This window comes from Methylocystis sp. MJC1 (genome assembly GCF_026427715.1).
Classification (GTDB): Bacteria; Pseudomonadota; Alphaproteobacteria; order Rhizobiales; family Beijerinckiaceae; genus Methylocystis.
On record NZ_CP107558.1, the window covers coordinates 30,610 to 44,285 of the forward strand.

The following is a 13,676-nucleotide window of genomic DNA, read 5'->3' on the forward strand; positions in this document are numbered from 1 at the left end:
GGGCCGCGACTCGCATGTTGCATCGCATCGCGTTCGGTCACAAGCATATTGACGAGCAGCGGCAAAATACGATGCGAGGACAGTCGCTCGAGCGGCGCCTTTACCGGAGACATTCTGGAAAAAGGCGCTAATTATGGGGAGCCTCACCCCGCCTTTTACGGAAGCGAGACAGCGCATGACCATCAAAGCCGGCGATAGAATTCCCGACGTTACCCTCACCATCATGGGCAAGAACGGCCCGGAGCCGATCAAGACCTCAGATTATTTCAAAGGCCGCAAGGTCGCGCTCTTCTCGGTGCCGGGCGCCTTCACGCCCACTTGTCACGCCAAGCACCTGCCGGGCTTCGTCGCGAAATATGACGCGCTGAAAGCCAAGGGCGTCGACGCCGTGGCGGTGACCGCCGTCAACGACGTCTTCACGCTCGACGCCTGGCTCAAGGACCGCGGCGCCGAGGGCAAGATCGACGGCCTCGCCGATGGCTCGGCGACGTTCGCCAAGGCGACGGGGCTGGAGCTCGATCTGACCGATTTCGGCCTCGGCGTTCGCGGCAAACGCTATTCTGCGGTGGTCAACGACGGGGTCGTCGAATGGATCAACGTCGAAGAGAATTCGAGCGTGGCGACCGTCTCCAGCGCCGAAGCGACGCTGGAAAAGCTCTGAGTGGCGCGAGGCCGGCCCCAGCGGGGTCGGCCTTTGTTTCAGGCCTTCATTTTATGGGGCGCTTTCGGCCCGCCATTGATTCGAGGCGCGCCTTGGCGCGCTCGGCGACGCGCTTTTTCTCGGGGTCGGCGAGCTGGGACCAGCTTCCGATTTCCTCGCGCGTGCGGCCGCAGCCGATGCAGACATTGGCGGAGTTGAGCGTGCAGATTTTATTGCAGGGGCTGGGGATCATCAGGGCTCTCGGGTGTCTCCCGCAAATGGCCGAGGGGGCGCCGGTATGTCAATATTCTCAGCGCTGGAAGGCCCCCTCCCTGTCCCTCCCCCGTTTCACGGGAGAGGGGACGCTCGCGATCAGCATTCTCGGCAAAGGCGCCAATCTGCTCCCTCTCCCGCGCCAGCGGGGGAGGGTTGGGGAGGGGGCAAACCGCGATAGGAGTTGCCGATGAGCTTTTCGCTCTCGTCCTTCGTCGCCTCTTTGGGCGCCGCTGAGCCGCCTGCGCTGCCCGCCCCCTTGCGCGCCTTGTGGCTCGACGCGCGCGGCGACTGGGACGGCGCGCATAAATGCGTCGCCGACGCCGACGACGCCGACGGCATGCGAGTCCATGCCTATCTCCACCGCAAGGAAGGCGACCTTTCGAATGCACGCTACTGGTATGCGCGCGGGCGTCCCGCCGCAGGATTGTCCGCTAGAGGAGGAGTGGCGGGCGATCGCCTCGGCTCTCCTCGGGCAGCGTTAGATGCCGGTTTTTGCGCAGCAAGGCGACGTCGACGCGCGCCAATTGCTGCGCAGCATTTTTGGCTTTCCGGATTTCCTTCCGGGCCAAGAGGAAGTGATCGAGGCCGTTCTCGCCGGGCGCGACGCTCTCGCGGTCATGCCGACAGGCTCCGGCAAATCCTTGCTTTATCAGTTGCCCGCGGCGGCGGGGCCGGGCTTGGTCGTCGTCGCCTCGCCGCTCATCGCGCTGATGCGCGACCAGTTGCGGGCGCTGGGCGCCAGAGACATTCCCGCCGTCGCCCTCCATTCCGCCCAGGATGACGCCGAGGCGATCGCCGCCCTCGATGCCGTCTCGACCGGGCGGGCCAGGCTTCTCTACGCCGCGCCGGAGCGGCTGGCCCAGGAGGCGACGCAGAATTTGCTGCGCAAAAACCGCATCCGGCTTTTCGCGGTGGACGAAGCGCATTGCGTCTCGCATTGGGGGCACGACTTCCGCCCGGACTATCGCGGGCTCGGCGAAATCGCCAAGAAGCTCGGCGCGCCGGTGCTCGCCGTCACCGCCACCGCCGGGCCGCGCACGCGCGCGGACATCAAACGCAGTCTTTTTGCCCGGGAGCCGGATGTCTTTATTCGTTCTTTCGCCCGGCCCAACCTCGCCCTCTCTTTCCGGCGCAAGCGCGCGGAGCTGCGCCAGATCCTGCGCTTCATCGGGCGGGGCGGGGAAAGCGGGATCGTCTATTGCAATTCGCGCCGCAAGGCGGATGCGCTCGCCGCCGACCTCGCCGCGCTCGGGCTCGACGCTTTGCCCTATCACGCCGGTCTCGACGGCTATACGCGCGACGCGCATCAGGACGCGTTTTTCGCTCGCAGGGGCGTTGTCATGGTCGCGACCATCGCCTTCGGCATGGGCGTGGATAAGCCAGACGTGCGCTTTGTGATTCACGCCGATCTGCCTACGTCGATCGAGGGCTACTATCAGGAAATCGGCCGCGCCGGGCGCGATGGGGCGCCGGCGCGCGCCCTTGCGCTGTTCGATCCGCGCGAACTGGCGTCGCGCTGGCGGACGCCGCAGGTCGCCCCTGAAAACGAAGAAGCGGTGGGGGATTATGCCCGCCGCCAATCCATGGCGCGGCTCTGTGTGACGCCCCGCTGCCGTTTCCAGACGCTGCTTGTGGAATTCGGGGAAAAAAGCTCGCCTTGCGGCCGATGCGATCATTGCCGGGGCGGCCCGTTGGCCTGGCCGGGTCGGGCGAGCGCTTTGGCGCTTCACATTCAAGTCGCGGCGGCGAGCCGGCTCGCGCATTTCTCAGGCGAGGAAATCGACGAGCCGTCGCCGTCGCCCTCGGCCCTCCAAGAGGCCCTTTTCGAACCAACCGCGCCCCACGCCAAAGCGCTCACGGTTGCGCAGACGCGGCTCAGCGCGCGCTACAGGCCGAACGAGGCAAAATCGCCAAAAAGCGCCGCCTCGCCCCCCGTCGCATCGCCAGCGACGAGGCCCTTGCCGCCCTCGCTACAGCGCGGCCGCGCCGAATCGACGACCCGCTGTTTCAAGGCGTCGAGGAGCCGGGCGCTTTTCTGGGCGTCATCGAGAAGGCGAATGCCGAGGGGTGAGCCGCGCGCGGGCCGCCACGTCATTCCCGCGAAAGCGGGAATCCAGAGCAACATTCCAGACTTAGTGCGGTCCCTGGATTCCGAGCCCGTCCGGAATGAAAGCGCCTGAAACGCAGCCGGTTCCATGCTGCGGCGCAACGGGCTATGACGAGCTTCCGCCCAAGGACGCTTCCATGCTCGCAATCGACGATTCCCCGCCGCCCCCAGCCGCAGAAATGCGGCCGATCATGGTCGGGCTCGGCCTCGCCATGCTGCTGTCGGCGCTGGACGGGACCATTGTCGTCACCGCGATGCCGACGATCGGCGCCGACCTCGGCGAACCCGAGAATCTGCCCTGGATCGTCACAGCCTATCTCGTCGCCTCGATCGTCGTGACGCCGCTCTACGGCAAATTCGCCGACGTCTATGGCAGGCGGATCATGCTGCTGGCCGGCGTTGCGACCTTTGTCCTCGGCTCGGTCGCCTGCGCGCTTGCCCCGAGCATGACGGCGCTCGCGCTGGCGCGTCTCGTTCAGGGCATGGGCGGCGGCGGATTGATCGCGCTCGCCCAGACCGTCATCGCCGATCTCGTCTCCCCCCGCGAGCGCGGGCGTTACCAGACCTATCTCGCCGCCGTCTTCGTCGTCGCCAGCACCGCCGGGCCGGCGCTCGGCGGCTATTTTGCGCAATATTTGCACTGGTCGCTGATCTTCTGGATCAATCTGCCGCTCGGCCTCGCCGCGCTCGCCATGGTCAATTCCGGACTGAAGCGCCTGCCCGAGCGACGCCATCCGCATCGCATCGATTACATCGGCGCTGCGCTTCTGACGCTGGCGTCCGGCTCAATGGTGCTCGCCCTCGGCTGGGGCGGGACACGCTACCCTTGGGCCTCGGCGCCGATCTTCGGCCTGCTTGCGTTTTCGGCCCTGTCCTGGAGCGCTTTCGCCTGGCGCACGCGCGTCGCGCAAGAGCCTTTGATCCCCATGCGGATCTTGAGCCTCTCGATCGTGCGCAACGCCACCATTTCGAGCTCCTTCGGGCTCGGCGCCTCCATCGGGCTCTCGGTCGTCATGCCGATCTACTTCGAGGTCGCGGCGGGCCTGAGCGCGCACGACTCCGGCCTGGCGCTCATTCCGATGATGGCCGCCACGGTTGTCGGCGCGACGATCTCCGGCCGGCTGATGGCCGTAGTCGATCACTATAAGTTCATCCCTTTGCTGGGGCTCGGGGCGGGCGCGCTCGCCGCCGCGCTCGCCGCCTGGAAAGTCGAGAGCGCCTCGCTTATCGTGCTCGACAGCTTGCTCACCATCGCCTCCCTGGGCGTGGGGACAATGCTGCCGATTGCGACCGTCTCGGTGCAGAACGCCGTAGATTCGCGCGATCTGGGCACCGCCACGGCGACGATGCAGTTCTTCCGCCAGCTCGCCGCGGCGCTCATCGTCGCGCTTTTCGGCGCGCTGGCGCTGGGCGGCGGGCGGGCCGATTACATCGCGGAAGCCAGGCTCTCGCCCGAGGAAGCGGCGCGGCTCGCCGCGAGCTTCAAGCTCGTCTTCGCTGCGCTGGCCGTCTGCATGGGCTTCTCCTTCGCCTTCATGGCGCGGATGGAAGCACGTCCCCTGCGTGGCGAGCGGCGACACTGACCTATGTAATCTGCCGTCGGCCGCTTGTGCCAATGGCATGGAATTTTCTATGAAGGCGACGTTCGCCTTTACGTCTGCAAGGACTGCCCATGACTTCGCTCGACAGTTTCAAATCCCGCCAAAAGCTCGTCGTGGGGGATAAAACCTATGATTATTTCTCGCTGAGAGCGGCGGAGGCGAACGGGCTCGAAGGGGTCTCCAAGCTCCCCTATTCGCTCAAGGTCGTTCTCGAAAATCTGCTGCGCAACGAGGACGGGCGCTGGATCACCAAGGACACGATCCACTCCTTCGCTAAATGGCTGACCGAGAAGGGCAAGACCGAGCGCGAGATCGCCTTTTCGCCGGCCCGCGTGCTCATGCAGGATTTCACCGGCGTGCCCGCAGTGGTCGATCTCGCGGCGATGCGCGACGCTTTTGTTGCGCTCGGCGGCGACCCGCAGAAGATCAATCCGCTCGTGCCGGTCGATCTCGTGATCGACCATTCGGTCATCGTCGACGAGTTCGGGACGCCCAAGGCCTTCGAGCAGAATGTCGAGCTCGAATATGAGCGCAACGGCGAGCGTTACCGCTTCCTGAAATGGGGCCAGTCGGCCTTCCATAATTTCCGCGTCGTGCCGCCGGGCACCGGCATCTGCCATCAGGTCAATCTCGAATATCTCGCGCAGACGGTCTGGACCCGCACGGAGAAAGCCGATGGTGCGGCCGTCGAGGTCGCCTATCCCGATACGCTCGTCGGCACCGATTCGCACACGACCATGGTCAACGGCCTTGCGGTGCTCGGCTGGGGCGTCGGCGGCATCGAGGCGGAGGCCGCCATGCTCGGCCAGCCGCTCTCCATGCTCGCGCCCGAGGTGATCGGCTTCAAGTTGACCGGCGCGCCCAAGGAAGGCGTCACTGCGACCGACGTGGTGCTCACCGTCACGCAGATGCTGCGCAAAAAGGGCGTCGTCGGCAAATTCGTCGAATTCTATGGCGAGGGCCTCAACCATTTGTCGCTCGCCGACCGCGCGACCATCGCCAATATGGCGCCGGAATATGGCGCGACCTGCGGCTTCTTCCCCGTCGACGCCGAGACGCTCGCCTATCTCAATATGTCCGGCCGCGCCGCCGAGCGCATCGCGCTGATCGAGGCCTATACGCTGGCGCAGGGCATGCTGCGCAGCGCGAATTCACCCGATCCGGAATTCACCGACACCCTGTCCCTCGACCTCGCCGAGGTCGCGCCGTCGCTCGCAGGCCCCAAGCGCCCGGAAGGCCGTGTGCCGCTGGAGGAGATCGGCAAGGCCTTTGAGACCGCGCTCGCCGGCGAATATAAGAAGGACGGCGGGCTCGGGCCGCGCTACAAGGTCGAGGGGACGAATTACGACCTCGGCCATGGCGACGTCGTCATCGCCGCCATCACCTCCTGCACCAATACCTCGAACCCGAGCGTGCTGATCGGCGCAGGGCTTCTGGCGCGCAACGCCGTTGCCAAGGGCCTAAAGGTGAAGCCCTGGGTGAAGACCTCGCTCGCGCCCGGAAGCCAAGTGGTCGGGCAATATCTTGCCAACTCCGGCCTGCAGAAGTCGCTCGACGAGCTGGGCTTCAATCTCGTGGGCTTCGGCTGCACGACCTGCATCGGCAATTCCGGGCCGCTGCCGGCTCCGGTCTCGAAGACCGTCAACGCCCATGACCTCGTCGCGGCCTCGGTGCTCTCCGGCAACCGCAATTTCGAGGGCCGCGTGAACCCCGACGTGCAGGCGAATTATCTCGCTTCGCCGCCGCTCGTCGTCGCTTTCGCGCTCGCGGGCACGGTCGCCACCGATCTGACGAAGGAGCCGCTGGGTCAGGGCTCGGACGGCCAGCCGGTTTACTTGCGCGATATTTGGCCGTCGAGCGCCGAGATCGACTCCTTCATCCGCGACAACGTCACGCGCGACCTCTTCCGCGAGACTTACGCCAATGTCTTCGCGGGCGACGAACATTGGCGCGCCGTGGCGGCCCCCGCCGGCGAAACCTACGGCTGGGACGACAAATCCACCTACGTCCGCAACCCGCCCTATTTCGTTGGCCTCGCCAAGCAGCCCAAGCCCGTCACCGATATCGTCGGCGCGCGCATCCTCGCGCTCTTCGGCGACAAGATCACCACCGACCATATTTCCCCGGCCGGCTCCATCAAGGCCGCCTCGCCCGCGGGCAAATGGCTGATGGACAATGGCGTGGCGCAGAAGGACTTCAACCAATACGGGACGCGGCGCGGCAACCATGAAGTCATGATGCGCGGCACCTTCGCCAATATCCGCATTAAGAACAACATGATGAAGGACGCCCATGGCGTCGTGCCCGAGGGCGGCCTCACCAAATACTATCCCGGCGGCGAAACGCTTTCGATCTACGACGCCGCCATGCGCTACCAGAAGGACGGCGCGCCGCTCGTCGTCTTCGCCGGCGCCGAATATGGCAATGGCTCGTCGCGCGACTGGGCGGCGAAGGGCACGGCGCTGCTCGGCGTGCGCGCCGTGATCGCGCAGAGCTTCGAGCGCATCCACCGCTCCAATCTCGTCGGCATGGGCGTGCTGCCGCTGACCTTCGAGCCTGGAACGAGCTGGGCGTCGCTCGGCCTGACCGGCGAGGAGACCGTGGCTATTCGCGGGCTCGAAAAAGGACTTGCGCCCCGCCAAACGCTGGCCGCCGAGATCACCTTCCCCGATGGCAAGGTCGTGTCCGCCCCGCTCCTCTTGCGGATCGATACGTTCGACGAATTGGAATACTTCAAAAACGGGGGCATTCTGCCTTACGTGCTGCGACAACTCGCCTCGTAAAAGAGCTGTCGAAAGCCTTCACTATTATTGACGGCGCGTTTTTCTTGCGACATCTTCGTGACGCTCGAGCGTGACAGCTCGCGTGCCGCCATTCAAATGGCGGCGCGGTTCGAAGTGCGGCGCAAGAAGCAAAAAATAAAATAGGAAGATAGAGGAACGCTCAGGATGAAGAAATTCTCCATTGCCACGGCCATCGCTATCTTTGCGGCGATGACCGCTCCGGCCTTCGCCAGCTGCGATACCCATGCGGAAGATGACCAGGCTGTCTGCGCCTCCAAGTGCGAGGACCAGTATCTGAAGGATCAGCAGGGCTGGACGGCCGATATGTCTAAAGTCAAGTCCGACAAGAAGGCCTGCGACGAGAAGTGCGGCTGCCCGCAGAACTCGAAGGGGCTCTGAGCTTTTGGCTTGAACCTGAAGAATATGCGAGGGCGCGCGAAAAGCGCGCCCTTCTTGCCGGGAATCTCAAAATTTTTAGCCCGCGGCGACGCCCCCGAGCGGAGTGGCGTCCTTTTGGGATAACCTTTTCGATTCAATCTTTAAGAATGTGAAAGAGCTGGCTCGGCAGCCTGCCGAGCGCCCCCTCGTCACAGTCATATCAATGACGTGTGATTGACACTGGGCCAATCTTCCCCCATCGTCCGCCCGCTTTGCGCGTTATGAGGGGCCGTTACTGTCGGCGGGAGGGTTCTACGCCAGCGCAAGCGAGCACAGCCGAGTAAATATGAGAAGAGGAAGCGTCAAAATGAACAAATTCGCCTTTGTTGCGGCGGCCCTGTTTGCCAGCATGATGACCCCGGCTTTCGCTGATTGCGATACGCATAAGGCCGACGAGGACAAGCAGGCCGCGGCCGCGTCGAAGTGCTACGACGAATATCTTGCCCGCGCCCAGAACTACGGCGCCAATAAAGAAGAGCTTCGCGCCAACTTCAAGGCCTGCAATGAGAAGGCCGGCTGCCCGCAGAATTCGGACCTGCTGAAGTAAGATCGTTTCGCCTCATCGAGTGATGAGAGGCCGAAGCTCAGGGCGCGCAGTAATTGCGCGCCCATATTTTTTGCTTACTGCCGATAGACGTTGCCGTCCGGGCCCTTCCAGCCGTTCGAGTCTTCGTAGAAGCGATATTCCTCGTCGAAAACGACCGTCTCACCCGGGGCCACATATTGCCGGCCCTTGGGATCGGAGTTGCGCGGCGCCGTCACATAGTGCTTGCTGGGCGAGCAGCCGTCCTTGACCTTGCCGGCGTCGTCGGACTTGCAGTCCAGATTGGCGCCTTCCGGAAACTGCACTTTCGCGTTGAAGAAAATTTCATAGCCCTTCTCGCCGGTCGCGTGCATTTCGAGCGCCTCGGCCATGGTCTGCTTGAAGTCGAGGATCTTGCCGGGCTTGTCGAAACGCTGCGGGAGAAGATTTTCAAAAATTTTCCGGGCGTGGGCCTCCGTCGGGTCTCCGCAGCCGAGCCAGCAGATCGCCGCCGCCGGACCGGCGGCCATGGGCGCCGCGACGAGCGCAAGCGCAAAACCTCTGGCGAAAAATTTCAGATAAGCGCCTCGCATATAGCGTTTCCTCTTCTTTTGTTGCGCCGCAATAAGAACGGCGATTGGCCGCAGAGTAAAACGCTTTGTATGAAATGTCTTCAACGCCCCGCGTCGGGCGTGGCGGTCCCGACCCAGGAGTCCTTCACCTGCTCGAAATGAACCGCTGGGTCGTATTGCCACTCGCCGAGGGCGAGAGTCTCGGTCGAAAGCCTGCCCATGGCGGCGAGCACAGCGTAAGAGGCGACCACGCGTTCGCGCTGCGCGAAGACCAGATTGATGCGCGCGTTGAGCAATTCCTGCTGCGCATTGAGAATGTCGAGCGTTGTGCGCTGGCCGGCCTTGGCCTCCTCGCGCACGCCATAGAGCGCGCGCTCGGCCGCGGCGATCTGCGTTTGCGCGGCGGCGATCTGCGTTTTCGCCGCTTGCAAGGCGCCCCAATTGGCGCGCACCAGCGCGATGACGTCGGCGCGCGCGACATCGACGTCGAGCCGGCGCTGCCCCGCGGTCTCTTTTGCTTCCCGAACCTGCGAGAAAGTTAGCCCGCCTTCGTAGATGGGCACATTGAGGCGCCCGCCGATCGACGCGCCGATATTGCGATTATAGACGCCCGAAATATCCGTCTGGGTGAAGACATTGCCGACGATCGAGAATCTCGGCATGAAATCCGCCTCGATCACCTTGATGTCGATATCGGCCGCGTCGGCGTCGTGCAGAGCGGCGAGAATGACCGGATGCTCGGCAAGGGCGATGCGTTCGACCTCTTCGCGGGTTTTGGGGATCAGGCGGTCGATGGCGGCACCGGGGGATAGTGTCTTCGGCTCGACGCCGATCGTCTGGCGATAGACGCCGATGCTCGCCTCGAGCGCCGCGCGCGCCTGGCCGACGAGTGACCGCCCGGCGGCAAGCCGCGCCTCGGCCTGCGCGACGTCGGTCAGCGTAATCTGGCCGTAGTTGTAGCGCTCCTTCGTCTGGCGCAATTGCTCGGCGAGGACCGAGACATTGTTTTCCTGTAGTTTCAGCGCCGCCGTGTCGCGCAGCACGTTCATATAGGCCGCGGCCGCATTGAACAGCACGCGCTGCTCCGTCAGGCGCAGGCGCGCGCGTCCGGCGAAGACGTTCGTCTCCGCCATGCGTGTGGCGTTGTGCGTCTTGAAGCCGTCGAAGACGGGCTGCTCGACCGTGAGGCTCGCCGAGCGGGGCATGCTGCCCCCTGTCTGAATGCTTTTGGTCTGGACGCGGGTGAAGGCCGGGTCGACAAGATCCTCGTCGATCTGCCGCGTGACGGCGCGATTCTCCTGTTTGCCGAGATAAAGACTTGCATTGGCGCGCGGGCGTAGGCCCGAGCGCGCCTGCGGCACTTTCTCGTCGAGGGCGCGCACGCCGGCGCGACCGGAGTTCAACACAGGGCTATTGTTGTAAGCGCGCAGCAAGGCGCCATCGAGCGTCTCGGCCCACGCCGTCGACGCTGTCAAACAGAGCGCAATGAGAAGGGCGCGGCGCGCGTGTCTCACACGACCTCTCTTTCGCGCGCGGCGGCGAGCGAGGCTTTGCTCTCGCCGAAGAAGGCGTAAAGCGCGGGCAGCACGATCAGCGTGAGCACCGTCGCGCTGATGAGCCCGCCGATGACGACGGTGGCGATCGGCCGCTGCACTTCGGCGCCCGTCGAGGTGGCAAGCGCCATGGGCACGAAGCCAAGCGAGGCGACGAGCGCCGTCATCGTCACGGGACGCAGACGCGTCATGGCGCCTTTGAAGATCGCCGCGCGCTCAGCCATCCCGCTCACCATGAGCTGGTGAATATAGGTGCGCATGACGAGGCCGTTGAGCACGGCGACGCCGGAAAGCGCGATAAAGCCCACAGCCGCCGAGACGGACATGGGCATGCCGCGTAGCCACAGAGCGAGCACGCCGCCAGACAATGCAAGGGGCACGGCCGAGAACACGAGTAGCGCGTCGCGCGCCGAGCCCAGCGCCGAAAACAGCAGCAGGAAGATCATGAAGAAGCAGACCGGCACGACAATCATGAGCCGCGCCCGTGCCGCCGCGAGATTTTCGAACTGGCCGCCCCATTCGATCCAATAGCCCGCAGGGATCTGCACCTTCGCGTCGACCTTGGCGCGCGCTTCGTTCACGACCGAGGCGATGTCGCGTCCGCGCACATTCGCGCTGACGACGACGCGCCGCTTGCCGTTTTCGCGAGAGATCTGGTTCTGCCCGTCGACGGTGGAAAAGCTTGCGACCTGCTTGAGCTGAATGGTCGAGATGCGCCCCTGCGCATCGGGCGGCAAGGAGACCGGGATCGTCTCCAAAGCGCTAGCGTCCTCGCGCAGATTGTCGCGCAGGCGCACGAAGATCGGGAAACGGCGGTCGCCTTCGAAGATCATGCCGGCCGGCTCGCCGCCGATCGCCGCGCCGATCGTGTCCTGCACGGCGCCGAGCGACAGGCCGTAGCGCGCAATGGCGTTCTTATCGACCTTGATGTCGAGCACCGGCAGGCCGGTCACCTGCTCGACCTTCACGTCGGTTGCGCCCGGCGTGGCGCGCAGGATGGCGGCGATCTGATTGGCCGCCTTCAGCATGGCGTCGAAATCCTCGCCGAAGACTTTCACCGCTACGTCGCCGCGCACGCCCGCGAGAAGTTCGTTGAAGCGCAGCTGGATGGGCTGCGAAAATTCATAGGCGTTGCCGGGAAGCTTCGAGATCTCGGCCGAGATGTCGTCGATCAGTCTGTCCTTGGGAAGATGCGGATCGGGCCACTGATCTTCCGGCTTCAGCATGATGAAAGTGTCGGTCAGATTCGGCGGCATGGGGTCGGTCGCGACCTCGGCCGTGCCGGTCTTGGAGAAGACGTAATCGACCTGCGGCAGCTTGCGAATGGCGTTCTCGACGTCGATCTGCATCGCCTGCGACTGCGTGAGCGAAGTGCTCGGAATGCGATTCGCCTGCATGGCGAGATTCTTCTCGTCGAGCTTCGGGATGAACTCCTGCCCGAGGTTCAGATAGAGAAGCACGGCGAAGAGGAAGGAGGCGACGCCGATCGCCATCACCTTCACCGGCGCTTCCATCGCCCAACGCAAGGCCGGCTCATAGGAGCGCTTGAGCGCCGACACGATCACGTTGTCATGCTCTTCGCTCGCGCCCGAGACGAACAGCGCGATCATCGCGGGGAAAAAGGTGAGGGAGAGAAGGAACTCGGACAACAACGCGATGATGACGGTCATCGCCATCGGATGGAACATCTTCCCTTCGACGCCCGAGAAGCTGAGGATCGGCAGATAGACGAGGATGATGATCGATTGGCCATAGACGGTGGGCCGCCGCATCTCGACGGCCGAATCGATGACCGTCTCGAGGCGTTCCTCGGTGGTGAGCGCGCGCCCCGCCATATGCTGCCGCTCGGAGAGGCGGCGCAGGCTGTTCTCTGCGACGATGATGGCGCCGTCGGCGATGAGGCCGAAGTCGAGGGCGCCGAGGCTCATCAGATTGGCGCTGATTTTGCCGATATACATGCCGATCGCCAGCATCAGCATGGTCACGGGGATGACCGTCGCCGTCACCACCGCCGCGCGGAAGTTGCCGAGCATGACGAAGAGCACGAGGATGACGAGTCCGGCGCCCTCCATAAGATTCTTGGCGACAGTCTTGATGGTCGCATCGACCAGCAGCGTGCGGTTCAGGACCGTCTTGATCTCGATCCCCGGCGGCAGGGATTTGGCGACCGCCTTCACCTTCTGATCGACTGCGGCCGAAACGGTGCGGCTATTGGCGCCGATCAGCATCAGCGCAGTGCCGATGACGACCTCTTCGCCATTCATGCTGGCGCTGCCGGTGCGCAGCTCTTTGCCGATGGCGACGCTCGCGATCTGGCCCACGCGCACGGGCACGCCGTTACGGGTCGTGGCGACGACATTGGCGATATCTTCGACAGTCTCGAGCCGGCCGCCGCTGCGCACGACTAGGCCCTCGCCATTGCGCTCGACATAGCCGGCGCCGCGGCTGACGTTGTTCTTCTGGATCGTCGCCGCAAGATCACCGAAGGAGAGGCCCAGCGACATCAGCTTCGCAGGGTCCGGCTGCACATGATATTGCCGCATGAAGCCGCCGAGCGAGTCGACGCCGGCGACGCCCGGCACCGTGCGCAATTGCGGGCGGATGATCCAGTCCTGCACGGTGCGCAGATAAGACTCCTGCGCGACGTCCGTGCGCAGCATGGCGCCTTCCGGCGTCAGATAGGCGCCGTCACGCTGCCAGCCGGGCTCGCCCGCATTGGCGAGCTTGTGCGGCTCCGCGTAGCGCACGGTCCACATGTAGATCTCGGAAAGGCCGGTTGCGATCGGGCCCATGCGCAATTCGATCTGCGGCGGAAAATCCTCGCGCGCCTGGGCGACGCGTTCATTCACCTGCTGGCGCGCGAAAAAAATATCGACGCCGTCGGAAAAAACCGCCGTCACTTGCGCAAAGCCGTTACGCGAGAGCGAGCGCGTATAGTCGAGGCCTGGAATGCCCGCGAGCGCATTCTCGATCGGATAGGTGACCTGCTTCTCCATCTCGAAAGCGGAGAGCGCGGGCGCGCGGGCGTTGATCTGCACCTGGTTATTGGTGATGTCGGGAACGGCGTCGATCGGCAGATGCACGAGCGCGAAAGCGCCAAAGGCGCCGACCAGCGCGACCAGAAGGACAACCAGCCAGCGGCTATGGACCGAAAAGGCGATGATCCGCTGCATCATGGTCTTA

10 protein-coding genes and 1 pseudogene are annotated in these 13,676 nt (G+C 64.3%); 7 read left to right on the forward strand and 4 right to left on the reverse strand.

Annotation, left to right across the window (positions count from 1 at the left end; translation table 11 throughout):
• Positions 1 to 175 precede the first annotated feature (175 nt).
• On the forward strand, positions 176 to 661 hold the full coding sequence (locus OGR47_RS00195) for a peroxiredoxin (protein WP_165049548.1): 486 nt from the start codon (positions 176 to 178) through the stop codon (positions 659 to 661).
• 46 nt (positions 662 to 707) lie between these two features.
• Here OGR47_RS00195 and OGR47_RS00200 read toward each other — a convergent pair whose 3' ends face one another.
• Positions 708 to 893, reverse strand: coding sequence for a DUF1289 domain-containing protein (locus OGR47_RS00200; protein WP_165049550.1), 186 nt, complete (start codon positions 891 to 893; stop codon positions 708 to 710).
• 505 nt (positions 894 to 1,398) lie between these two features.
• On the opposite strand from OGR47_RS00200, the pseudogene OGR47_RS00210 reads away from it, so the two are divergent.
• From OGR47_RS00210 to OGR47_RS00230, 6 genes and pseudogenes are all read left to right on the forward strand, one after another.
• A pseudogene (locus OGR47_RS00210) lies at positions 1,399 to 2,541 on the forward strand (RecQ family ATP-dependent DNA helicase); the annotation flags it as partial.
• 41 nt (positions 2,542 to 2,582) lie between these two features.
• Positions 2,583 to 2,987 (forward strand): HRDC domain-containing protein, encoded by a 405-nt coding sequence (locus tag OGR47_RS21760; RefSeq protein WP_323809340.1) that lies wholly within the window; start codon positions 2,583 to 2,585, stop codon positions 2,985 to 2,987.
• A gap of 173 nt (positions 2,988 to 3,160) precedes the next feature.
• The gene (locus OGR47_RS00215; protein WP_416374449.1) at positions 3,161 to 4,606 is read left to right on the forward strand and encodes an MDR family MFS transporter; all 1,446 of its coding nucleotides are present in this window, start codon (positions 3,161 to 3,163) and stop codon (positions 4,604 to 4,606) included.
• An 89-nt stretch (positions 4,607 to 4,695) separates the two neighbouring features.
• The gene (gene acnA / locus OGR47_RS00220) at positions 4,696 to 7,407 is read left to right on the forward strand and encodes an aconitate hydratase AcnA (RefSeq protein ID WP_206527396.1); all 2,712 of its coding nucleotides are present in this window, start codon (positions 4,696 to 4,698) and stop codon (positions 7,405 to 7,407) included.
• Between the two features lie 165 nt (positions 7,408 to 7,572).
• Positions 7,573 to 7,806 carry a hypothetical protein gene (locus OGR47_RS00225; RefSeq protein WP_165049552.1) on the forward strand — a complete coding sequence of 78 codons (234 nt, stop codon included), beginning with the start codon at positions 7,573 to 7,575 and terminating at the stop codon, positions 7,804 to 7,806.
• A gap of 346 nt (positions 7,807 to 8,152) precedes the next feature.
• Complete coding sequence (locus OGR47_RS00230) at positions 8,153 to 8,392, forward strand: hypothetical protein (RefSeq protein WP_165049554.1); 240 nt, start codon at positions 8,153 to 8,155, stop codon at positions 8,390 to 8,392.
• A gap of 74 nt (positions 8,393 to 8,466) precedes the next feature.
• Here OGR47_RS00230 and OGR47_RS00235 read toward each other — a convergent pair whose 3' ends face one another.
• The 3 genes from OGR47_RS00235 to OGR47_RS00245 all read right to left on the reverse strand — a co-directional run bounded on the left by OGR47_RS00235 (position 8,467) and on the right by OGR47_RS00245 (position 13,669).
• Entirely contained in the window at positions 8,467 to 8,961 is a 495-nt protein-coding gene (locus OGR47_RS00235; protein ID WP_165049556.1) for a hypothetical protein, read from the reverse strand.
• 80 nt (positions 8,962 to 9,041) lie between these two features.
• Positions 9,042 to 10,454 (reverse strand): TolC family outer membrane protein, encoded by a 1,413-nt coding sequence (locus OGR47_RS00240; RefSeq protein ID WP_165049558.1) that lies wholly within the window; start codon positions 10,452 to 10,454, stop codon positions 9,042 to 9,044.
• Complete coding sequence (locus tag OGR47_RS00245; protein ID WP_165049560.1) at positions 10,451 to 13,669, reverse strand: efflux RND transporter permease subunit; 3,219 nt, start codon at positions 13,667 to 13,669, stop codon at positions 10,451 to 10,453. Before OGR47_RS00245 ends, OGR47_RS00240 begins: the two co-directional genes overlap by 4 nt.
• Between the last annotated feature and the right edge of the window lie 7 nt (positions 13,670 to 13,676).